Source organism: Streptomyces sp. NPDC031479, assembly GCF_055581065.1.
Window position 1 is genome coordinate 271,817 of the sequence record NZ_JBVIKC010000001.1, and the last position, 22,022, is coordinate 293,838.

At 72.7% G+C, this 22,022-nt stretch carries 21 protein-coding genes; 9 read left to right on the top strand and 12 right to left on the bottom strand.

The features are described 5' to 3' along the window. Positions 1-129: 129 nt before the first annotated feature. The gene (locus ACZ5D2_RS01335) at positions 130-666 is read right to left on the bottom strand and encodes a hypothetical protein (protein ID WP_468926375.1); all 537 of its coding nucleotides are present in this window, start codon (positions 664-666) and stop codon (positions 130-132) included. 8 nt (positions 667-674) lie between these two features. Continuing rightward, complete coding sequence (locus ACZ5D2_RS01340) at positions 675-1,307, bottom strand: hypothetical protein (protein WP_468926378.1); 633 nt, start codon at positions 1,305-1,307, stop codon at positions 675-677. Between the two features lie 175 nt (positions 1,308-1,482). Between ACZ5D2_RS01340 and ACZ5D2_RS01345 the strand changes: the two genes are divergently transcribed. From ACZ5D2_RS01345 to ACZ5D2_RS01355, 3 genes are read left to right on the top strand one after another with little or no spacing between them, the layout of a single operon-like run. Further along, positions 1,483-2,694 carry a sensor histidine kinase gene (locus tag ACZ5D2_RS01345; RefSeq protein WP_468926380.1) on the top strand — a complete coding sequence of 404 codons (1,212 nt, stop codon included), beginning with the start codon at positions 1,483-1,485 and terminating at the stop codon, positions 2,692-2,694. A gap of 4 nt (positions 2,695-2,698) precedes the next feature. Continuing rightward, entirely contained in the window at positions 2,699-3,367 is a 669-nt protein-coding gene (locus ACZ5D2_RS01350) for a response regulator (protein WP_468926383.1), read from the top strand. 57 nt (positions 3,368-3,424) lie between these two features. Further along, entirely contained in the window at positions 3,425-5,266 is a 1,842-nt protein-coding gene (locus ACZ5D2_RS01355) for an NHL domain-containing thioredoxin family protein (RefSeq protein WP_468926386.1), read from the top strand. A gap of 79 nt (positions 5,267-5,345) precedes the next feature. Here the strand turns inward: ACZ5D2_RS01355 and ACZ5D2_RS01360 are convergent, their stop codons facing one another. From ACZ5D2_RS01360 to ACZ5D2_RS01375, 4 genes are all read right to left on the bottom strand, one after another. Continuing rightward, positions 5,346-6,638: a M18 family aminopeptidase gene (locus ACZ5D2_RS01360; protein WP_468926389.1), complete on the bottom strand. Its 1,293-nt coding sequence runs from the start codon at positions 6,636-6,638 to the stop codon at positions 5,346-5,348. Between the two features lie 101 nt (positions 6,639-6,739). Continuing rightward, positions 6,740-7,474, bottom strand: a complete 735-nt coding sequence (locus ACZ5D2_RS01365; protein ID WP_030225004.1) for a hypothetical protein — start codon at positions 7,472-7,474, stop codon at positions 6,740-6,742. A gap of 205 nt (positions 7,475-7,679) precedes the next feature. After that, positions 7,680-9,506, bottom strand: a complete 1,827-nt coding sequence (locus ACZ5D2_RS01370; protein ID WP_371677711.1) for an acyl-CoA dehydrogenase — start codon at positions 9,504-9,506, stop codon at positions 7,680-7,682. A 169-nt stretch (positions 9,507-9,675) separates the two neighbouring features. Continuing rightward, positions 9,676-10,383: an NADPH-dependent F420 reductase gene (locus tag ACZ5D2_RS01375; protein WP_371677712.1), complete on the bottom strand. Its 708-nt coding sequence runs from the start codon at positions 10,381-10,383 to the stop codon at positions 9,676-9,678. A gap of 36 nt (positions 10,384-10,419) precedes the next feature. On the opposite strand from ACZ5D2_RS01375, the gene ACZ5D2_RS01380 reads away from it, so the two are divergent. After that, on the top strand, positions 10,420-10,815 hold the full coding sequence (locus tag ACZ5D2_RS01380; protein ID WP_371677713.1) for a winged helix-turn-helix transcriptional regulator: 396 nt from the start codon (positions 10,420-10,422) through the stop codon (positions 10,813-10,815). Here ACZ5D2_RS01380 and ACZ5D2_RS01385 read toward each other — a convergent pair. Beyond that, the gene (locus ACZ5D2_RS01385; RefSeq protein ID WP_371677714.1) at positions 10,812-11,174 is read right to left on the bottom strand and encodes an ATP-binding protein; all 363 of its coding nucleotides are present in this window, start codon (positions 11,172-11,174) and stop codon (positions 10,812-10,814) included. The two genes, ACZ5D2_RS01380 and ACZ5D2_RS01385, sit on opposite strands and share 4 nt — an antisense overlap. Beyond that, entirely contained in the window at positions 11,171-11,377 is a 207-nt protein-coding gene (locus tag ACZ5D2_RS01390; protein ID WP_371677715.1) for a hypothetical protein, read from the bottom strand. Before ACZ5D2_RS01390 ends, ACZ5D2_RS01385 begins: the two co-directional genes overlap by 4 nt. A 118-nt stretch (positions 11,378-11,495) precedes the next feature. On the opposite strand from ACZ5D2_RS01390, the gene ACZ5D2_RS01395 reads away from it, so the two are divergent. Genes ACZ5D2_RS01395 through ACZ5D2_RS01405 form a run of 3 tightly spaced genes read left to right on the top strand, consistent with a single transcriptional unit; the run spans position 11,496 to position 13,027 of the window. After that, on the top strand, positions 11,496-12,347 hold the full coding sequence (locus ACZ5D2_RS01395) for a helix-turn-helix domain-containing protein (protein WP_371677716.1): 852 nt from the start codon (positions 11,496-11,498) through the stop codon (positions 12,345-12,347). After that, a complete protein-coding gene (locus ACZ5D2_RS01400; protein WP_371677717.1) occupies positions 12,328-12,558 on the top strand; it encodes a DUF397 domain-containing protein in 231 nt (76 codons plus the stop codon). Before ACZ5D2_RS01395 ends, ACZ5D2_RS01400 begins: the two co-directional genes overlap by 20 nt. A gap of 10 nt (positions 12,559-12,568) precedes the next feature. Continuing rightward, the gene (locus ACZ5D2_RS01405; protein WP_266840166.1) at positions 12,569-13,027 is read left to right on the top strand and encodes an SseB family protein; all 459 of its coding nucleotides are present in this window, start codon (positions 12,569-12,571) and stop codon (positions 13,025-13,027) included. A gap of 46 nt (positions 13,028-13,073) precedes the next feature. On the opposite strand, the gene ACZ5D2_RS01410 is transcribed toward ACZ5D2_RS01405, so the two are convergent. Next, entirely contained in the window at positions 13,074-13,511 is a 438-nt protein-coding gene (locus ACZ5D2_RS01410; protein ID WP_371677718.1) for a hypothetical protein, read from the bottom strand. Positions 13,512-13,701: 190 nt separating this feature from the next. Here ACZ5D2_RS01410 and ACZ5D2_RS01415 point away from each other — a divergent pair, with 190 nt between their 5' ends. Continuing rightward, the gene (locus tag ACZ5D2_RS01415) at positions 13,702-14,661 is read left to right on the top strand and encodes a pirin family protein (protein ID WP_371677719.1); all 960 of its coding nucleotides are present in this window, start codon (positions 13,702-13,704) and stop codon (positions 14,659-14,661) included. Between the two features lie 10 nt (positions 14,662-14,671). Here ACZ5D2_RS01415 and ACZ5D2_RS01420 read toward each other — a convergent pair whose 3' ends face one another. Both ACZ5D2_RS01420 and ACZ5D2_RS01425 read right to left on the bottom strand, forming a co-directional pair. Then, positions 14,672-15,730: an AI-2E family transporter gene (locus tag ACZ5D2_RS01420; protein WP_371677720.1), complete on the bottom strand. Its 1,059-nt coding sequence runs from the start codon at positions 15,728-15,730 to the stop codon at positions 14,672-14,674. 36 nt (positions 15,731-15,766) lie between these two features. Further along, on the bottom strand, positions 15,767-17,968 hold the full coding sequence (locus ACZ5D2_RS01425; protein ID WP_468926401.1) for a SpoIIE family protein phosphatase: 2,202 nt from the start codon (positions 17,966-17,968) through the stop codon (positions 15,767-15,769). Between the two features lie 136 nt (positions 17,969-18,104). Here ACZ5D2_RS01425 and aspS point away from each other — a divergent pair, with 136 nt between their 5' ends. After that, complete coding sequence (gene aspS, locus ACZ5D2_RS01430) at positions 18,105-19,934, top strand: aspartate--tRNA ligase (protein ID WP_266840161.1); 1,830 nt, start codon at positions 18,105-18,107, stop codon at positions 19,932-19,934. A gap of 106 nt (positions 19,935-20,040) precedes the next feature. On the opposite strand, the gene ACZ5D2_RS01435 is transcribed toward aspS, so the two are convergent. Then, positions 20,041-21,807 (bottom strand): VWA domain-containing protein, encoded by a 1,767-nt coding sequence (locus tag ACZ5D2_RS01435; RefSeq protein WP_468926405.1) that lies wholly within the window; start codon positions 21,805-21,807, stop codon positions 20,041-20,043. Positions 21,808-22,022 lie beyond the last annotated feature (215 nt).

The window sequence follows — 22,022 nt, forward strand, 5'->3', positions numbered from 1 at the left end:
CCCGAAAAACTAGCACGCGCCGCCGTTCCGGTTAGATGCGCGAGCAGGGTGTTACCGTGGGTAGCGACAGAGGCCCGCCGCACGGCGAACTCCCATGCCCGCTCGGGGTCCTACCGGTGGGAGCAGGCGTCACGCCGTGACGGGGCGGAGGCCGGTCGCGGGGGTCCGTCGGCGGCGGTGGTAGGCCACCGTGACCACCGCCAGCAGCGGACCCCAGGCCACCAGGGGCAGGTAGCAGGCGGTCATCACCCAGTAGGCCACACCGGTCGGAGAACCGGGGGCACCCATGTTCCCCGGGTCGTTCCAGCCGATGGCCCCCATGACCCCCAGCAGGGTCAGCACGGCGGCCCCCAGACCGGCGGGGATCACGGCGGCGAGCGGCGGGACGCGCCTGCCGCCGATCAGCGGCAGCCGGCCCGGGGCGACTTCGCCCCACCGCTGGACGAGGCCCAGGGTGAGGAAGCCCAGCAACTCGGCGAACACGCTCAGGCCGATCATGTAGAGCGAGAAACCGCTGCCGAACCTGACGTCCGCCAGCGCGTCTCCCCCGGAGAAGCCGAGCGGCACTCCGAACGCCCCGGCGATCCGCCACAGCCCCGTGGGCAGCGGGGCGAGCGCGGCGAGGCGGGCGAGCCGCACCACCCGTCGGCTCGGTTCGCGTTCCATGGCCGCTCTCATTCCTTGATCCCCGCGTTCCCCGTCTTCTCCGAGTTCCCCGACGGGTTGGGCGGCAGCACGTGCTCGACCTTGAAGTCGCCGCTCTCGACGGTCTCGTACGGTGCGGCGCTCAGGCACTTCGGCACCTCCATCGTGGGGATGCTGCCCACGGCCCAGCTGTAGCCGACCCGGTCCTTCTTCCCGTCGCCCTTCCCGTCGTAGACGGTGAAGCCGACGCGCTTGCCGATCGCGCCGGGCAGATCGGAGCGGGTGATGACGCCGGTGGCGGTCGCGACCGGACCGCCGGTCAGCAGGCAGTCGATACGGCCTTCGGCGTACGCGCCCTGCGTGCCGTCGGCGGTGTAGTGGCTGAGCCGGAAGGTGCCGCGCGAGGTGCCGGCCGGGGCGCCCGGCTCGTCGGGCTCGGCCGGTGCGAAGCCGTGTGCGTCGAAGGCGAAGCGGACCTGCTGGCCGTCCGCGCGGAACATCTTGGCGGAGCCGGTGAGGCTCGATTCCTTCGGCGCCTTCCGCGCCTCGTCCGAGACCGGAGCGGAAGGCGCCGAAGCGGAAGCGGAAGCGGCGAGGCCGCCGATGACGGCCAGTGCGGCGATGCCGACGACGGACGTACGGAGGGTGGTGCTGCGCAGCATGACGAACTCCTCTGCTCGGGCGGCCGGTCGGGCCGCTCTTCGGTGTGGCACCAGCCTCCGCCGCCGGCCCGGTCCGCGGCCATCGGCCGATGGGGAGATCCGCTCCGGGGCCCGGCAGCCCCTCTATGCCGTTCGGCAGAGGCCCCGGACCCCGGAAGCCCCTAAGGTCGTGGGTGTGAAGACCAGGGACCGTGCCGTCGTCGGTGCCGTGACCGTCGCCTGCTGCGTCGCCGCGGTCTTCCTGGGCGTACGGCCGGTGCCGTCGCTCGCGGCCGTCGCGGTCGCCCTCGCCGCCTTCGGCTGCCGGCCGCGGTCGCACGAGTGGACCGGGGCCGCCACCGGCGCCGCCGGCCTCCTGCTCCTGGTGGCCACGTTCGCCTGGCCCGGACGCGGAACGACCGAAGGATCGGTGTGGCACCTGGTGGCCGTGGGGGCGGTACTGCTGCTGCTCACGGCGGCGGTGCGCCGGTCGTCCCGGCGGCAGCTCCTGGCGGGCGGCGGACTCGGCGCCGCGGCCGTCGCCGTATGGGCCGTCCCGCTCGTACCGGACTCCTCCTTCTTCGAGTACCTGGGCGTGATCGCCTTCTGGTCGGTGCCGATCGTCGGCGCGGTCGTCGTCGGCGGCTATCCCCGTCTGATGGAGGACCGCCGCAGACAGGCGGTCCTTGCCGCGCGCCGCGCCCAGCAGCTCGAACTCGCCCACGATCTGCACGATTTCGTCGCCCACGACGTGAGCGGCATCGTCGTGCAGGCCCAGGCCGCCCGGTTCGTGGCCCGGCACGATCCGGCGGCGGCGATCCAGGCGCTGGAGCGGATCGAGCGGGCCGGACTCGCGGCACTGGCCTCGATCGACCGTACGGTCCGGATGCTGCGCACGTCCGACCGGAACACCGACGGCACCGACGGCACCGACGGCACCGACGGCGACCCGACCGGGGCCCGTACGGTCCTCCCCGGCACCGGCGAACTCGCCGAAGCAGTCGAGCGGTTCGGCGAAACCGGAGGCGTCCGGGCCCGACTCGACCTGGCCCCGGGCGTCACCGAAGCCCTCTCCCGCGAAGGGGCCGCCACGGTCCACCGGGTGGTGGTGGAGGCGCTCACCAACGTCCGCCGGCACGCGCCGGGAGCGGCCGGTGTACGGGTCGTGCTCAGCACGGACGGTACGACCGTCGAGGTCAGCGTCACCGACGACGGTGGCCGCGGCCGCTCCGCACACCTGCCCGGGCTCCCCCGCCTCGAACGGGGAACCGGGGGCGGCGGCGGACTTCTCGCGCTGGCCGAACGCGTCCGCGCCTTCGGCGGCACCTTCGCCTCGGGACCGTACCGGGACGGCTGGCGCGTGACCGCGGTCCTCCCCGCCACCGGCCCGCACACCACGGCATCATGACCCCGTGACCACCCGCATCCTGATAGCCGACGACCAGGAAGACGTACGCAACGGCTTCCGGCTCATCCTCGACTCGCAGCCCGACATGACCGTGGTCGGGGAGGCCGCCGACGGTGCGGAGGCGGTCGAGCTCGCCCGTACGCTGCGGCCCGACGTCGTCATCGCCGACATCCGGATGCCGCGCCTGGACGGCCTGGAGGTGACCCGGCTGCTGGCGGGCCCGACCGCCGAGCACCCCGTCCGCGTCCTCGTCGTCACGACCTTCGACCTCGACGACTACGTGCACACCGCACTGCGCAACGGGGCCTGCGGCTTCCTGCTGAAGCGGTCGGGTCCCAACCTGCTGATCGAGGGCGTACGGGCGGCGATGGCCGGGGACACCCTGATCGGTCCGCAGCTCACGGTCCGGCTGCTGCGCAGCCTCTCCGCGCCGCAGCCCCGACCGGTTCCGGAGCCGCGGGCCGCCGCCGCCGACCCCCTGACCGTGCGGGAGCGGGAGATCGCCCTGCTCGTCGCACGCGGGCTGACCAACGCCGAGGTCGGTGCCGAGCTGTTCATCTCGCCGGGCACCGCCAAGACCCACGTCGCCAACATCCAGGCGAAGCTGGCGGTGCGCAACCGGGTGGGCATCGCCGCATGGGCCTGGGAGACCGGCCTGGCGGGCAAGGCCTGAGCAGGCGCTTCGTAGCGACGTGATCCCGTGTTCACGGGCGGATGGCAAGCTTGAAGGATGAACGATGCTGCTCCGGCGCCCACCTCCGCGCCCGCACCCCGCAAGCGTGCCCGTGTCCGTGCCCCCGAGCTGATCGGCAAGGGTGGTTGGATCAACACCGGTGGGAAGGACCTGAAGCTCGCCGACTTCCGAGGTCGCACATTGATCCTCGATTTTTGGACCTTCTGCTGCATCAACTGCCTGCACGTCCTCGACGAGCTGCGCGAGCTGGAGGAGAAGCACCGCGACACCGTCGTGATCATCGGGGTGCACTCGCCGAAGTTCGTGCACGAGGCCGACCACGAGGCCGTCGTCGACGCCGTCGAGCGGTACCAGGTGCACCACCCCGTGCTCGACGACCCCGAGCTCGCCACCTGGAAGCAGTACGCCGTGCGGGCCTGGCCGACGCTGGTGGTGATCGACCCCGAGGGGTACGTCGTCGCGCAGCACGCCGGTGAGGGGCACGCGCACGCCATCGAGCGGCTCGTCGAGGAGCTGGAGGCCGAGCACGAGGCCAAGGGGACCCTGCGGCGCGGTGACGGGCCCTACGTGGCGCCCGAGCCCGTCGCGACCGACCTGCGGTTCCCCGGGAAGGCGCTGCTGCTGGCCGACGGCAACCTGCTGGTGTCGGACTCGACGCGGCACCAGCTGGTGGAGCTGGCCCCGGACGGGGAGAGCGTCGTGCGCCGGATCGGCAGTGGGGAGCGGGGCTTCGGGCCCGACGCCTTCAGCGAGCCGCAGGGGCTCGCGCTGCTGCCCGACGGCCGGGTCGTGGTCGCCGACACCGTCAACCACGCGCTGCGGGTGTTCGACCCCGCCACGGGCGCCGTCGAGACCGTCGCCGGGACCGGGCGGCAGTGGTGGCAGGGGTCCCCGACCTCCGGGCCGGCCCTGGAAGTGGACCTCTCCTCCCCCTGGGACGTGGCCTGGTGGCAGGGCCGGGTGTGGATCGCCATGGCCGGGGTGCACCAGCTGTGGACCTGGGACCCCGAGGCGGGCACGGTCCGGGTGGCCGCCGGGACCACCAACGAGGGGCTCGTCGACGGCCCCGCCGCCGAGGCCTGGTTCGCACAGCCATCAGGGCTGTCGGCCGCCGGGGACCGGCTGTGGATCGCCGACTCCGAGACCAGCGCCCTGCGGTACGTGGAGCCCGACGGCGAGGGCGGGTACGCGATCCGGTCCGCCGTCGGCACCGGGCTCTTCGACTTCGGCCACCGCGACGGTGACGCCGCCCAGGCCCTGCTCCAGCACCCCCTCGGGGTGACCGCCCTGCCGGACGGCTCGGTCGCGGTCTGCGACACGTACAACCACGCGCTGAGGCGGTTCGACCCGGCCACCGGGCAGGTGACCACCCTCGCCACCGACCTGCGCGAGCCCAGCGACGCCGTCCTCGTCGGCGAGGACATCGTGGTCGTGGAGTCCGCCCGGCACCGGCTGACCCGGCTGCGGTTGCCCGAGGAGGCCGTACGGGTCGACGCGGTCGCCCACCGGACGCAGCGCGCCGCCACCGAGGTCGCCCCGGGCACGCTCCGCCTCGACGTGGTCTTCCAGGCCCCGGCCGGGCAGAAGCTGGACACCCGTTACGGCCCCTCCACCCGGCTGTTGGTCTCCTCGACCCCGCCGGAACTCCTCGCGGAGGGAGAGGGCCCCGGCACGGACCTGTTCCGTGAGCTCGTGCTGGACCCGGAGGTCACCGAGGGCGTCCTGCACGTGTCGGCGATGGCCGCCTCCTGCGACGACGACCCGGCCAACGAGTACCCGGCCTGCCACGTCCACCAGCAGGACTGGGGCGTCCCCGTCCGGGTGGTCGCGGACGGCGCCGTGCGTCTCCCGCTCGTCCTCGCCGGCCTGGACGCCTGAGCGCGGACCGGTGGGCGGTGACCGGCGCGCCGTGTGCGCGCCGGCCACCGCAAGGCCGGTCGGCCGGTCGGCCGAACGGTCAGCCCTCCAGGAAGGCCAGCAGGGCGTTGGCGAGGAGGAACGGGTCGTCCGCGCCGCACAGTTCGCGGGCGGAGTGCATCGAGAGGATCGCGACGCCGATGTCGACCGTCTGGATGCCGTGGCGGGCGGCGGTGATCGGGCCGATGGTGGTGCCGCACGGCATGGAGTTGTTGGAGACGAACGTCTGCCACGGGACGCCGGCCCGCTCGCAGGCAGCCGCGAACACGGCCCGGCCGCTGCCGTCCGTCGCGTACCGCTGGTTGACGTTGACCTTCAGGATCGGGCCGCCGTTGGCGCGCGGGTGGTGCGAAGGGTCGTGGCGCTCCGAGTAGTTGGGGTGCACGGCGTGCCCGGTGTCGGAGGAGAGGCAGACGGTGCCGGCGAAGGCGCGGGCCCGGTCCTCGTAGGAGCCGCCGCGGGCGAAGACAGAACGTTCCAGCACGTTGCCCAGCAGGGGGCCGTCGGCGCCGGTGTCGGACTGGGAGCCGTTCTCCTCGTGGTCGAACGCCGCCAGGACCGGGATGTGGTCCAGCGCGGCGCCCGCCGAGACGGCGGCCAGCGCGGCGACGCCCGCGTGCACCGACAGCAGGTTGTCCATGCGGGGCCCGGCGAGCAGTTCGCGGTCGCGGCCCAGGTAGGCGGGCGGCTCGATGGAGTGGACCATCAGGTCCCAGCCGGCCACGGAGCCCTGCGGCAGGCCCTCTTCCTCTTCCAGGAAGGCGATCAGGTCGCCCTCGCGGGCGTCGCCGAGGCCCCAGATCGGCTGCATGTGCCGCTGCTTGTCGAGCTTGAGGCCGTCGGTGTTCACCGACCGGTCCAGGTGCACGGCGAGTTGGGGGACGCGCAGCAGCGCGCGGTCCACGTTGACGAGCCGCTCGGTGCCGTCCCGCAGGGAGAGGCGCCCGGCCAGGCCCAGGTCCCGGTCCAGCCAGGTGTTGAGCAGGGTGCCCCCGTAGATCTCCACGGCGACCTGCCGCCAGCCCTGCGAGCCGGTGTCCGGTACCGGCTTGACCCGCAGGTTGGGGGAGTCGGTGTGCGCGCCGATGATCCGGAAGGGGGTGTGCGCGGCCGCGCCCTCGGGCACGTACCAGGCGATGAGCGCGCCGCCGCGGAGGACGAACCGGCCTCCCGTGCCCGAGTCCCAGGCGTCCTGCTCCGACAACTGCCTGAAACCTGCCTTTTCCAGCCGCTCTGCCGCGTTGGCGACAGCGTGGTACGGCGACGGACTGGCCGTCAGAAAGGTCATCAGGTCGTCGGTGTGGCCGCGGTCGAAGCGGGCGGGAGAGCTCATGTGGTTCACCTTAACGACGGTCGTGTTCGCCATGGCCGGACTGCGGCGGATAGCCGGAGGGTCAGGGGGCGGGGGTCGGTCGCCCCGCTGTCCCGTCGCTCTCAGCCCGGTGGGCGCTCGAATCTGCGCTGCAACTGCCGACGCTCGCCCCGGCGGATGCGCGGGAGCATCTCGGGGGTCTGCGGCGGGCGCTGCGCGCGTCTCTTGCGCCCGGCGCAGAAGATACAGGCCTCACCGGGAGGAGCATCGGGGTCGATCGGCGCGCCGGGGTGTTCGGAGCATCCGGAGGCGTTGCGCGGCCGGGACAGTTCGCGGGCGACGATGAAGGCGCGGTGCAGGTCGTCGGCGATCCGGACGAAGTCCTGGTCGGGGGAGCCGAGGGTGAGGTGGAAGCGCTGCTCGTCGATGGTGCGCAGGTACCGGCGGAGCACGTCGAGGGTGTACGGGGGCTCGGGCACGGGGTAGCCGAGGCGGCGCTGCTCGCCCGCGGGGGCGGGACCGGCCTGGCGGCCGCCCTGGAGGCGCCGGCCGAGGCGGCGGCGGTCGTTGCAGATCAGGCAGCGGCCCCAGCCCTCGGGGGCCTCGGGGTCGAGGGCGCCGTTGGGGTGCTCGGGACAGCCGGTGTAGCTCTTGGCGGGGGCGAGTCCGGCGGCCGTCTGGAAGGCGACGTAGAGGGCGTCGGCGACGGGGTCGTACTCGGCGGGGTGCGCGCCGTCGTAGAGCTCGGTGATCCGGTCGCCGAGGGCGCCCACGTTGGCCTGGAGCTCCTTGAGGGCGTACGGCCGCCCGGTGGGGACGGAATACCCCCTGCTGCTGTGCTGCTCCTGCGGACTCATGTCTACGAGCGTCCCATGAACGACCGACAACGGGGAAAGCCGCCGGTGGGGGCGGTGGCGGCGGTGGGCGGATACGGGGGCGGGGCACCGGGCCGGTACCGAGCGCGGGGGCCGGGCACGCCAGCGGCCGGGCCCCCGTGCGGGAGGGCCCGGCCGCTGTGCGTCCACCGTGTGCGCCGACCGCCGGGGCGGCGCCGGTCGTGGTCTAGAAGGCGGCCTCGTCGAGCTCCATGAGGGAGTTGTCGACGGTCTCGGCCAGGGCGCGCTGGACGGAGACGCCCGGCAGGATCTGGGCGGCGAAGAACTTCGCTGCGGCGATCTTGCCGGTGTAGAACGCCACGTCCTTGGCGGAAGCGCCGGCCAGCTTCTCGGCGGCCACGGCCGCGCCCTTGAGGAGCAGGTAGCCGACGACCACGTCACCGGAGGCCATCAGCAGGCGGGTGGTGTTCTGGCCGACCTTGTAGATGTTCTTGACGTCCTCGCCGGTGGCGGTGAGGTCGACGATCATCTGGCCGACGATGGCCTCCAGGTCCACGGCGGCCTTGGCGAGGGCGTCGCGGGCGGGGGCCAGGTCGTCGCCGCCGGGGCCCTCGGCGAGGAACTTCTTGATCGTCTCGGAGAGGATGTTCAGCGAGGCGCCCTGGTCGCGGACGATCTTCCGGAAGAAGAAGTCCTGGCCCTGGATCGCCGTGGTGCCCTCGTACAGGGTGTCGATCTTGGCGTCGCGGATGTACTGCTCGATCGGGTATTCCTGGAGGTAACCGGAACCGCCGAAGGTCTGCAGCGACTGGGCGAGCTGCTCGTACGAGCGCTCCGAGCCGTAGCCCTTGACGATCGGCAGGAGCAGGTCGTTCAGGCCGATCTCGGCGGAGGCGTCCTCGCCCGCGGCCTGCTTGAGCTGGATCGCGTCCTGGACGGAGGCGGTGTACAGCACGAGGGCGCGCATGCCCTCGGCGTAGGCCTTCTGCGTCATGAGCGAGCGGCGCACGTCGGGGTGGTGCGTGATGGTGACCTTGGGCGCGGTCTTGTCCATGAAGTTGGCCAGGTCCGGGCCCTGCACGCGCTCCTTGGCGTACTCCAGCGCGTTGAGGTAGCCGGTGGAGAGGGTGGCGATGGCCTTCGTGCCGACCATCATCCGGGCGAACTCGATGATCATGAACATCTGGCGGATGCCGTCGTGCTTGTCGCCGATCAGCCAGCCCTTGGCGGGGTGCTGGTCGCCGAAGGTCATCTCGCACGTGTTGGAGGCCTTGAGGCCCATCTTGTGCTCGACGTTCGTGGCGTAGACGCCGTTGCGCTCGCCCAGCTCGCCGGTCTCCCAGTCGAAGTGGAACTTCGGGACGAGGAAGAGGGACAGGCCCTTGGTACCCGGGCCGTGGCCCTCGGGGCGCGCGAGGACGTAGTGGAGGATGTTCTCCTCCATGTCGTGCTCACCGGACGTGATGAAGCGCTTCACGCCCTCGATGTGCCACGAGCCGTCCGCCTGCTGGACGGCCTTGGTGCGGCCGGCGCCGACGTCCGAGCCGGCGTCCGGCTCGGTCAGCACCATGGTGGAGCCCCAGCGCTTCTCGACGGCGATCTCGGCGACCTTCTTCTGCGCCTCGTTGCCCTCTTCGAAGAGGATGCCGGCGAACGCCGGGCCGGAGGAGTACATCCACACGGCCGGGTTCGCGCCCAGGATCGTCTCGGCGAACGCCCAGATGAGGGAGCGGGGCGAGGTGGTGCCGCCGATCTCCTCGGGCAGGCCCAGGCGCCAGTACTCGGAGTCCATGAAGGCCTTGTAGCTCTTCTTGAACGACGCCGGGACGGGCGCGGTGTTGGTGGCCGGGTCGAAGACCGGCGGGGTGCGGTCGGCGTCCTCGAAGGAGGCGGCCAGCTCGTTCTCGGAGAGCTTGGTCATCTCGCTGAGGATGGTCCTGGCGGTCTCGGTGTCCATCTCACCGAACGGGCCGGTGCCGTACACGTTGTCGCGGCCGAGCACCTCGAAGAGGTTGAACTCGATGTCGCGGAGATTCGACTTGTAGTGCCCCATGGCGACGGCTCCGTTAAGGCTCGGGGAGACAGGTTCCTCGTACATACCAATCGGTAACGTCATGATGCTACCCGTCGGTAATAAGAAGCAACCCTTCACCGGAGACTGTGACCAGCGTCAAGCCAGGGACGCTGGAGCGGGGCCGGGGCGCCGCCCCGGCCCCGGAGCGTCAGGCCGCGGCCCCCGGGACCTCCGGGAAGGCCAGGCGCGGCGAGCCGCCCGCCCACCAGACCCCGATCACGAAGGCGGCCGTGGCCTCCACGTACGCCGCCCGGTCCAGCCCGCCCGCGGCCATCGGGCTCCACCCCATCCCCGTGATCAGCTCCTCGACCCGCCCCGCCGCCACCGGGTCGTCCGCGCAGAACGGCACCGCCGGCCGCTCCCCGCCGAAGGCGCCCGGAGGCTGCTCCCACGCACTGGAGTGGGCCAGGTTGAAGGCCTTCACCACGTGCGCGCCGGGTGCCGCGGCCCCGATCAGCGCGGCCACGCTCACGCCGGGGGCCGTCGCCAGCATCACCCCGCCCGGACCCGGCTCCAGCGGGTTCGTGCAGTCCACGACCGTCCGTCCCGCCAGTGCCGCGGCGTGCTCCCGGGCCAGCTCCGGGGCCCGCCCGGCCGGTACGGCGAGCAGCGCCACCTCCCCGTACGCCGCCGCCGCGGCCACCGGCCCGTGCCCGGCCGCCCCGATCCGGCCGGCGAGGGCCGCGGCGGCCGCCGTGTCCCGGCCGCCCACGAACACCTCGTGCCCGGCCCGCGCCCAGGCGCCGCCCAGGGCCTCCGCCATCGCTCCCGTACCCATGACGCCGATCCGCATGGTCCACCTCTTCCGTCCTCTGGCCTGCTCGGTCGGGCCGACGCTACGGAGGCCGACGCACACCGTCCGGTGTCCATCGGCGGGGGCAGGATGGCGGGCATGGAGACGCCGACCGAACCCACCGACCCGGCCGCGGGCCTGCCCGACCTCGCCTACACGGCGGACTGCCGGGCGCGGGTCGCGTTCGAGGTGCTGGCCAAGCGCTGGGACAGCGTCGTGGTCTTCACGCTCGGCGCGCACGGCCCGATGCGGCCGCGCGCGCTGGTGGCGCGGATCGGCGGGATCAGCCCGAAGGTGCTGAACGAGGCGCTGCGGAGGCTGGAGTACAACGGCCTGGTCGAGCGCCGCGCGTACGCCGAGGCCCCGCCGCGCGTGGACTACGCCCTGACCGAGGCCGGTACGGCCCTGCTGGTCCCGATGCGGGGGATGGGCGCCTGGGCCGCGGAGTACGCGGACGCCGTGCTCGACGCCCAGGACCGGTACGAGGCCCGCTAGGGGCGGGGGAGTTCGGCCCAGACGGTCTTCCCGGCCGCCTCCCGGCGCACCCCCCATCGCAGCGACACGGCGGCCAGCAGGGCCAGGCCCCGCCCGGACTCGTCGGTCTGCGCGGCGTGCCGTTGCGCGGGCTGCCCGTACGGATCGGGATCGGTGAGCTCGACCCGCGTACGGGCTGCCCTTCCGGTGACCCGCAGGGTGACGGGGGTGCCCGCGCCGAGATGGGTGATGACGTTGGCCAGCAGCTCGCTGACGCAGAGCTCGGCGTCGGCCGACTCCGCCCCGAGGTGCTCGCGCACGGCGTGACGCAGCAGCGGGGCCGCCTCGGGGACGGCGAGCAGCCGGATCGTGAGGCTCACCGGCCGGCCAGCGCGTCGGCGATCCGCTGCGCGGTGGCGGGGTTGCAGTTCCCGAGGCTGATCAGCGGCGGGGTCCGGTGGCTCGCGGCGTACGAGGGCAGGTGCAGGTCCAGCGAGGGCAGGGTGATCCCGTGTGCCGCGAGGGCGGCGCGGAGTTCGGTGAGGGCGGTGATCGCGACGCGGTCGCCGTCGGGGTCGCTCATGGGGGCTTTCCGTTCCTGTGCAGAGTGTGACGAAGTCCTCACAGGCTGATGTCTCGCCGCGTACCGTGGAAAGGGTTTCGAGTTCCGCTGGGCAAGTGGTAAATGGCGGTGGTGGGTTGTGCCTGCTCGTAAGGACACGGACGCGTCGGCGAGTGTTCCGTCCTTCTACGGCGCGGAGCTGCGCTTCAAACGGGAGGCCGCCGGGCTCACGCTCGATCAGCTCGCGGACGGCAGCTTCCGAGGAGTTCCGTTCCTCAGCCAAATCGAGCACGGCGAGCGGCGGATGCCGCTGGATCTGGCCCGGCACGTAGACCGGAAGCTGGGGACGGACGGCTTTTTCGAGCGCCGCTGTGAAGATGCCCGCAAGGCGAAGCAGTCGGGGCACGCGGAGTACTTCGCGGACGTTGCGGAGATGGAGCCGGATGCGCAGACCATCGAGGACTGGGCGCCGATGCTGGTGCCGGGGCTGTTGCAGACGGCCGCGTACGCGCGAGCCCTCACCCGGGCCGCGATGCCCCGGGCCATGGACAGCGAGGTCGAGCAGAAGGTGACCGCGCGCATGGCGCGGGCCCGGCTCTTCAGGCGGGAGAACCCCCCGGAGTACTGGGGAATCCTGGACGAGTCGCTGCTTCGGAGGCCGGTGCTGCCAGCAGAGGGGATGGCGGAGTTGCTGGAGCACATCGCGGGCGTGGTCAGAACAACCCGCTCCATTTTGCAGATCGTTCCGGAAACCGAGGCCGCTCACCCGTTCATGATGGGCATGGCTCGGTTGATGACCTTCGGGGACGCGCCCCCGGTTGTGTACACCGAGAACCTGCACAGCGGCCAACTCATCGAATATCCGTCCCTCGTGAGGGACTACCGCAGGTCGTACGATCTGCTGAGGGCTGCCGCGCTGTCACCTGAGGCGTCCCTTGCGAGGATCGACGCGGCTGCAGAGGACTTCCGACATGGCAAACACCGAGAATGACCTGGCGTCCGCCTCCTGGCGTAAGAGCAGCTACAGCAACGGCACCGGCGGCGAGTGCGTCGAGGTGGCCGACGGAGTCACCGGACTGGTCCCCGTGCGCGACTCCAAGGTGAGGGGTGGCCCCATCCTCATGTTGTCGGCGGCGGCCTGGGGGCCCTTCGTCTCCGCCCTGAAGGGCGGTCCCGCCCCGGAAGGCCCGCGGCCTCGATAGGCTTCGGCCCATGTACGGCTACGACCAGAACCCGGGTGCCCAGCAGGGCTACGCGCAGCAGCCCCCGCAGGGGTACGCGCAGCAGGCGCCGCCGCTGTACCCCGAGCCGTCCCCGCCCTCGCTCGCGGACGCCGTACGGGCCTTCACGACCGGTTCGCTGTCCGCCGAGGACTTCCAGCAGATCTTCGCCACCTCGAAGGTCTACTGCCCGCGCGGTGACACCCCGGGGTTCCTGGCGCTGCACAACACGCAGCAGCCCGTCATCCCGATGTTCACCACGCTCAAGGAGCTCCGCCGGTACGCCGGCAAGGAGTCCAAGTACTTCGTGATCACCGGCGCCGAGGTGATCGACCTGCTCCCCACCGGCTACGGCTTCGTCCTCGACATGGAGGGCGACCACCGGATGGTGTTCGACGCGAAGGCCGTCGAGCAGATGGTCGACTTCGCCATGCGCCGCATGTATGGCTAGACGCCATTGCTGCGCAGACGGCTAGACGCCATTGCTGCGCAGGCGGCTAGGCGCCGGTCCGCCGCAGCCTGCGCCGCCACAGGGCCGTGCCCGCCGTGCCCACCGCCAGGGCCGCCGCCCCGTACGCGTACAGCAGGGCCGGGTCCGGGTGGTGGGCCAGGGTGATGCGGATCCCGGCGTAGACCGGGAGGACGATGAGCTGCCAGCGGCCGTCGTACTCGACCCTCGCGGTGGCCCACTGGAGCAGCAGGCCGGCCAGGAACGTCAGGACCGCCCAGGCGGTGAGGTACGGCCACGGGGACCCGGGCAGCGGTGACAGCGGCATGCCGCTCGACGCCCAGTGGTGGGTGGCGTAGCCGATGGCCGTGACCAGGGCGGCGATGCCGGCGGCCCGGCCGAGGGCGGCCAGGGGGGCGGGCAGGCGTCGGCGGGGGTCGGCCGCCCCTTCGGGGGTGGGCTCGGGCTCGGTCGGACGGGTCTCCATGTCCGGGAAGACCCGATAGCGGGCCCCCGGGTTGTCATGTGTAGGACATTTGGCGAGATTTCCCCGGTCCGGGGTCCGTCGCCCCGTCGCGCGCCCGTCCGGGAATGACCCGGGCGGGCGCGCTGTTCTGTGCGGGTGTGGCAGAAAGTTCGACTTTCAACTAAAGTTGAAGCAGAAGGAGGTCCTGACCATGCCCGCAGTGACTGTTGAGAACCCGTTGACCCTCCCGCGCGTGGCCGCGCCGCAGACGGCCGCGCCGCGCAAGGTGCTGGCCGTGTCCACGGCCCCGGGCGGTTTCGAGGGCGAGGGATTCCCGGTGCGCCGCGCGTTCGCCGGGATCGACTACCGCCACCTCGACCCGTTCATCATGATGGACCAGATGGGCGAGGTGGAGTATCAGCCTGGAGAGCCGAAAGGGACCCCCTGGCACCCCCACCGCGGCTTCGAGACCGTCACCTACCTGATCGACGGAACCTTCGTCCACCAGGACAGCAACGGTGGCGGCGGCGTCATCAACGGCGGCGACACCCAGTGGATGACCGCCGGTTCGGGCCTCCTGCACATCGAGGCCCCGCCGGAGTCCCTGGTCGTCAGCGGCGGCCTCTTCCACGGCCTCCAGCTGTGGGTGAACCTCCCGGCCTCCGACAAGATGATGCCCCCGCGCTACCAGGACATCGGCGGCGGCCAGGTGCAGCTGCTGACCACCCCGGACGGCGGCGCGCTGCTCCGCGTGATCGCCGGTGAGCTGGACGGGCACGAGGGGCCGGGCATCACCCACACCCCGATCACGATGATCCACGCGACCGTCACCCCGGGCGCGGAGATCACCCTGCCGTGGCGCGAGGACTTCAACGCCCTCGCCTACGTCCTGGCCGGGCGCGGGTCCGTCGGCGAGGAGCGCAGGCCCCTCCACACCGGGCAGACGGCGGTCTTCGGCGAGGGCGGCTCGCTCACCCTGCGGGCGGACGAGTCCCAGGACTCCAACGCCCCGGCCCTGGAGGTCGTCCTGCTCGGCGGGAGGCCCATCCGGGAGCCGATGGCGCACTACGGGCCGTTCGTGATGAACAGCCGGCACGAGCTCCAGCAGGCCTTCGACGACTTCCAGGCGGGCCGGCTCGGCCGGATCCCGACCACGGAGCGCACGAAGTAGCCCACGGAGATCAGGGGAGCGGGACCTCGGGGTCCCGCTCCGCGAAGCGGCCGCGCAGTTCCGAGACCACGCCGAACGCGGCCGCCGTCAGCGGTACGGCGAGCAGCATGCCGAGGATGCCGGCGACGCTCGCCCCGGCCGTGATCGCGAGCATCACCAGCGCCGGGTGCATCTGCACGGTCCGGCTCTGGACCAGGGGCTGGAGCACGTACCCCTCGATCATCTGGACCGCCAGCACGACGCCCAGGACCCACAGGGCGATGACCCAGCCCCGGTCGGCGAGGGCCACGAGGACCGCCACGGCGCCGGAGAGGAAGGCGCCGAGGTAGGGGACGTAGGCGGTGACGAACACCAGCGCCGCCAGCCCCACCGCGCCCGGCACCCCGAACACCAGCAGTCCCGCGCCGATCAGCACGGCGTCGACGAGGGCCACCAGGGTGGTCCCCCGCATGAAGCCCTCGACGGCCTCGAAGGCGCGCCGTCCCATCGCCTCCACCAGGTCGCCCGACCGGCTCGGGACCAGGGAGCGCAGCGTGTGCGCGGCCCGGTCGGAGTCGCGCAGGAAGAAGAAGATCAGCACCAGCGCCAGGACCCCCATCGCGATCGTCGTGCCGACCGCGCTGAGCCCGGCGAGCAGCCCGGACGCGGCGGTCCCGCCGAACTTCGCGAGCAGGTCCTCGGAGTTCCTGGCGAGGTCCTCCACCGAGGTGCCGACCGCCCCGAAGTGCTCGGCGAGGGCCTGCCCGGCCCGCCGGAGCGCGTCGACGATCTGGTCGCCGGTCTCGACGAGCGCGAGGACGACGACGTACGCGGCCCCGCCGACGACCGCGACGACGGCGAGGCAGGTGAGGGCCGCGGCGAGCGAGCGGTGCACCCCCGTCCGGACCAGCCGCCGCTGCAGCGGCCCGAGCAGGGCGGTCCCGAGCACGGCCAGCAGTACGGGCGTGACGACGGTCTTGAGGACGACGCACAGCCAGATGGCGACGGCGAGGACGCCGACGGCGAGCAGGACCACGGCGCACCAGGCGGCGAACCGCCGCACCGGGCCGGGGAGCAGGGGGGTCGCCATTGCCGCGTCCGCCTTTCGGGTGGACCTCCGGGGGAGTTACCGGTCCGGTACGGGGTCCCGTTCCGGGCCTGGGACCTGCTCCTCGTCCGGCTTGGAGCGTTCGTGCAGCTCGAACCAGATCGACTTGCCCGCGCCGCGCGGGTCGACGCCCCAGGTGTCGGCGAGCATCTCCATCAGCAGCACGCCGCGCCCGCTGGACGCCATCTCCCCGGGGTGGCGCATGTGCGGCAGCTCGTCGCTCCCGTCCGCCACCTCCACGCGCAGCCGGCGCGCGCCCAGCTCGCCCACCGCCTCCGCGACCAGCAGCGCGTCGCCGTCGGTGTGCACGAGCACGTTGGTCACCATCTCGGAGACCATCAGCTCGGCCGCGTCGACCTGCTCGGGGTCCGTCCAGTCGTGCAGCAGCTCCCGGACCTGGCGCCGGGCCCCCGCGATCCGCTCCGGCTCCGCCTGCGCCACGGTCAGCACCGTGCGCCGGGCGGGCCGCGACGGGCGTGACGGCGGGGTCCCGCAGCCGCAGTCCGCGCTCTCGCGGCACAGCAGCACCACGGCTATGTCGTCCTCGCGGCGGTCGGCCAGCGGCCCGGTGGTGTGGTGCGAGGAAGGCCCGTGCACGGCCTGCACCAGCAGGTCGGCCAGTGTTTCGAGGTGCCGGGGCTCCAGGCCCTCCGTGTCGTGCGTCCCGGACTCCAGGATGGCCCGCAGCCGCGCCCAGCCGGTGTCCAGGTCGTGCCCGCCGGTCTCGATGAGCCCGTCGGTGCAGAGCATCATCGTCTCGCCGGGTTCCAGGGTGAACCGGGTGGTGGGGTAGTCGGTGTCCGGGATGATCCCGAGCGGCAGGCCGCCCGCGGTGGGCCGCATCAGGACGGTGCCGTCCGCCATCCGGATCGCCGGGTCGGGGTGTCCGGCGCGGGCCACCTCCAGCAGGCCCGTCTCCGGGTCGCACTCCACGTAGAGGCAGGTCGCGAAGCGCGGGCTCTGGTAGTCGGGCCCCTCGGCCGGGTCCGACTCCTGGGAGGAGCAGAGCCCGGACAGGAAGCGGGAGGCCCGCGAGAGCACGGCGTCGGGGCGGTGGCCCTCGGAGGCGTAGGCCCGTACGGCGATCCGCAGCTGGCCCATCAGGCCGGCCGCGCGTACGTCGTGCCCCTGGACGTCGCCGATGACCAGCGCGAACCGGCCCGAGGGCAGCGGGATCACGTCGTACCAGTCGCCGCCGACCTGGAGGCCGCCGCCGGTGGGGACGTAGCGGGCCGCGAGGGTCATGCCGGGGATCTCCGGCCCCAGCTGCGGCATCATCGACCGCTGGAGCCCGGTGGTGAGTTCCCGCTCGGACTCGGCCACTCCGGCCCGCTGGAGGGCCTGGGCCAGCATCCGGGCCACCGTCGTCAGCACGGACCGCTCGTCGGGCGAGAAGGACACCGGGTGCTTGAAGGCGGCCATCCAGGCCCCCATGGTCCGCCCGGCCACGATCAGCGGCAGGAAGGCCCAGGAGGCGCGCCCGAAGCGCTGGGCGAGCGGCCAGGTGACCGGGAAGCGCCGCAGGTAGTCCTCGGGGCTGGGCAGGTAGATCGCCCGGCCGCCCCGGACGACCTCCGCGGCCGGGTAGTCGGTGTCCAGCGGCATGTCGGTGAAGGGGCTCTCGTCCCCGGGGCCGTGCCCGTGGTGTCCGATGACCGACAGCCGGTCGCCCGCCACTCCGAAGACGGCCAGCCCGTCCGGGTTGAAGCCCGGCATGGACAGCGAGGCCGCCACGCGCAGCACCTCCGCGGTGGAGCGGGCCTCGGCCAGCGCCCGGCCCGCGTCCAGCAGGAAGGCCTCGCGGGAGCGCCGCCAGTCGCCGGTGATCGGGGTGTGCGCCGCGGTGGTGCCGGGCTGCGGTTCGGCGATCTCCTGGATGGTGCCGATCAGCTCGTAGTCGACGCGGCCCTCGGCCGTCAGGTTCTGCACGGGCTTGGAGCGGCTGCGCACGGTGCGCAGCACGCGCCCGTCCTCGTCCATGATCCGCAGCCGGGCCTCGGCGAGGGTGCCCTCGGCGACGGCGAGGTTCACGATGCCGTTGATCTCGTTCCAGTCCACCGGGTGGAAGCGGGAGCGGGCGGCGGCCTCCGGCAGGACGACGGGCTCCGCGGGCAGCCCGAGCAGCCGGGCGGCCTCGCCGTCGAGGGTGACCGTCCCGGAGGCGTTGTCCCATCGCCACAGACCGGTCGCGATGGCGGCCAGGACGTCCTCGGTGCGCACCCGGCCATCTTTACAGGTCATCCGGTCGGGCTGCCTGTTCATCCCCCTGTACGGGCGCGCCCGCGCGGCGGCCCGCCCGGACGGTAACCTTGGGACGGTTGAATCCACCCTGGTATCGCGTAGAACTGGATGACTGATGCATCGGTACAGGTCCCACACGTGCGGCGAGCTCCGTGCCTCCGACGTCGCCTCCGACGTCCGGCTGAGCGGCTGGCTGCACAATCGTCGAGACCTGGGCGGCATCCTCTTCATCGATCTGCGTGACCACTACGGCATCACGCAGCTCGTGGCCCGCCCCGGCACCGCGGCCGCCGCCGTCCTGGACAAGCTGTCCAAGGAGACGGTCGTGCGGGTCGACGGCAAGGTCGTCTCCCGTGGCGCCGACAACGTCAACCCCGAGCTGCCGACGGGCGAGATCGAGATCGAGGCCGTCGAGGTCGAGGTGCTCGGCGCCGCCGCCCCGCTGCCCTTCACGATCAACACCGACGACGGGGTGAACGAGGAGCGGCGCCTGGAGTACCGCTTCCTCGACCTGCGCCGCGAGCGCATGCACCGCAACATCATGCTGCGCTCGGCCGTCATCGCGTCGATCCGCTCGAAGATGGTGGCCCTCGGCTTCAACGAGATGGCGACCCCGATCCTCACCGCGACCTCTCCCGAGGGCGCCCGTGACTTCGTCGTCCCGTCCCGTCTGAACCCGGGCAAGTTCTACGCGCTGCCGCAGGCGCCGCAGCAGTTCAAGCAGCTGCTGATGATCTCCGGCTTCGACCGGTACTTCCAGATCGCCCCCTGCTTCCGCGACGAGGACGCCCGCGCCGACCGTTCGCCGGGCGAGTTCTACCAGCTCGACGTCGAGATGTCGTTCGTCGAGCAGGAGGACGTCTTCCAGCCGATCGAGCGCCTGATGACGGAGATCTTCACGGAGTTCGGCAAGGGCCGCGAGGTCACCTCGCCGTTCCCGCGGATCCCGTTCCGCGAGTCGATGCTGAAGTACGGCAACGACAAGCCCGACCTGCGCGCCAAGCTGGAGCTCGTCGACATCACCGACGTCTTCGAGGGCTCGGAGTTCAAGGCGTTCGCCGGCAAGCACGTGCGCGCGCTCGCCGTCCCGGACACCGCCGCGCAGCCGCGCAAGTTCTTCGACGGCCTCGGCGAGTACGCGATCTCGCTGGGCGCCAAGGGCCTGGCCTGGGTCCGCGTGGGCGAGGACGGCGCGCTGACCGGCCCGATCGCCAAGTTCCTCACCGAGGAGAACGTCAAGGTCCTCACCGAGCGTCTGGGCCTGGCGGCCGGGCACGCGGTGTTCTTCGGCGCGGGCGAGTTCGACGAGGTCTCCAAGATCATGTCCGGCGTCCGCGTCGAGGCGGCCAAGCGCGCGGGCCAGTTCGAGGAGAACGTCTTCCGCTTCTGCTGGATCGTCGACTTCCCGATGTACGAGAAGGACGAGGAGACCGGCAAGATCGACTTCTCCCACAACCCGTTCTCCATGCCGCAGGGCGGCATGAAGGACCTGGAGGAGAAGGACCCGCTCGACATCCTGGCCTGGCAGTACGACATCGTCTGCAACGGCATCGAGCTGTCCTCGGGCGCCATCCGCAACCACGAGCCCGAGGTCATGCTGAAGGCCTTCGAGATCGCCGGTTACGAGGCCGAGACCGTCGAGCGCGAGTTCGCCGGCATGCTGCGCGCGTTCCGCCTCGGCGCCCCGCCGCACGGTGGCATCGCCCCGGGCGTGGACCGCATCGTGATGCTGCTGGCCGACGAGCCGAACATCCGCGAGACCATCGCCTTCCCGCTGAACGGCAACGCCCAGGACCTGATGATGGGCGCGCCGACGGTGCTGGAGGAGGCCCGCCTGCGCGAGCTGAACATCGCGCTGCGCAAGCCGGTCGAGACCAAGGCCGCGGCCTCGGAGCGGCCCGTCTCCGACGCGGTCGCCCCGGACGCCGGTTCGCCGCGCGGCTGAGGCCCGTAGGCCCGTAAGGCCCTTGGGCCCTGGGGCCCGCTCGTACGAAGGCGGCGCCCCCTCCCGGACCGGGAGGGGGCGCCGCCTTTTCGTCGCCGGGGGTCGTTCAGAACCGGTCGAGCAGGCCCTTGAGGAGGGCGGCCGGGGCGAGCTCGGCGGGGGCCGGGCCGGCGTGGAAGAAGCCGGCGTTGTCGGCGTCCAGCTTGCGCAGGAAGTCGAAGGCCTTGTTGTCGTGGTCGCCGAACGCGACGAACTGCCAGTGGACCTCGGGGGCGGTGGCGGCGGCGTCGACGATCGCCTGCCGGGCGGGCTGACGGCTGTCGGGCGCGCCGTCCGTCTGGAAGACGACCAGGGCCGGGCCGGTGCCGCCGTCCTTCCGGTAGCGCTCCAGGACGGCCTCCACGGCCACGTGGTAGCTGGTGCGGCCCATCCGGCCGAGTTCGGCGTGGCGGGCCTCGACCCAGGCCGCGTCGTGGGCGTCGAGGGTCAGCTCGGCGGTGCCGTCCAGCTCGGTGGAGAAGAACACCGTGTGGACGGTGGCCTCCTCGTCGAGGTGCGCGGCCAGCGCCAGGGCGTGGTCGGCGAGGTGCTGGGCGCTGCCGTCCTTGTAGAAGCCGCGCATGGAACCGGAGCGGTCGAGGACCAGGTACACCTTGGCGCGGGCCCCGGCCCTGCCCTTGGTGCGCAGCACCTGGCCGGCGGCCTTGTACGCGGCCGCCACCTCGGGCGCCCGCCGCCGTACCGCTGCCGCGGCGATGGCGGGCCCCTGCGGTTCCGCCTCCGGCTCCGGTTCGGCGGCCTCGGGCTCGGGCTCGGCCTCCGCTTGCGCGGCGACGGGCTCCGGCTGGGCCTCGGGCTCCGCGACGGCGGGCTCCTCGGGCTCCGCCTCCGGCTCCGGCTCGGCAGCCACGGCCACGGCCTCCGCCTCGGGCTCCGGGGCGGAGGTCTCGGCGGCGACGGCCTCCGGCTCGGCCTGCGCGGCCACCGCTTCGGTCTCGGCCTCCGGCAGCGCCGGGGCGGTCTCGGGCTCCGGCAGCGCCGGGGCGGCCTCGGGCTCCGGGGCCTCGGCGGTGACCGCCTCCGGCTCGGGCGCTTCGGCTTCGGCCTCGGGCAGCGCCTCGGCGGCGGCGGCCTCGACCGTGGCGGCTTCCGCCTCGGTGGCTCCGGCCTCGCTGGTGACGGCCTCGGGCTCGGCCTGCGCCTCCACCGCTTCCGCCGCGGGCTCCGTGACCCCGGCGGCGGCGGGCTCGGGCTCGGCCGTGGCGGCTTCCGCCTCGGTGGCTTCGGTCTCCGGCTGCGCCGGGGTGGCGGTCGCCTCCGGCTCGGCCTCGGTGGTGACGGCTTCCGGCTCGGCCTGGACGGCCACCGCTTCGGCCTCGGGCTCCGTGGCCTCGGCAGTGGCGGGCTCGGCCTGCGGGGCCACCGCTTCGGTCTCGGGCTCCGGCTGCGCCGGGGCGGTCTCGGGCTCCGTGGCCTCGGCGGTGACCGCCTCCGGCTCGGCAGGGGCGGCCTCCGGTGCGGGGGTGTCCGTACCGGCGGTGGCCTCGGCCGGGTCCGGCTGCGCCGGAGTGGCGGGGGCCGGGGAGGGGGTTTCCGGCAGCGCCGGGGGCGAGGGGCGCCGGGCCTCCGGGACCGTGGGGTCCGTCGTCTGCGCCGGGGCGGTCAGCAACGTGCCCGGCTCGCGGTCGCGCGGTGCGGACTGCGGCGGGACGGTGGGGTTGTCGAAGGAGGCCGCCACCAGTTCGGCGGCCGCGTCCAGGGGGTTGCGTTCCGCCTGGCTGGGTACCGCTGCCGAAGCAGAGGGATCCGACGTCTCCGGAACCGGCTCGGCCGACCGTCCGAACACCTTGCGCAACAAGCTCCGAATACCCATGGGCCAGGCCTTTCGCATGAGTGCGTGCGTCATTTGTCCGTGCTGCGCGGTTGATCCCTGCCCAGAGTGGACACGTAAGGTTATCGGCCCCTTGGCTGGAACTTCGGCAGGGGCGCCTTTCGTGGCGCCCAGCCAACCAGGGAACAGCGGCCTCCACCCGAACTGCCCCTCCGCCGTGCCGGGTTCATCCAGCGTTCACCCCCGCGCCGCCGCAT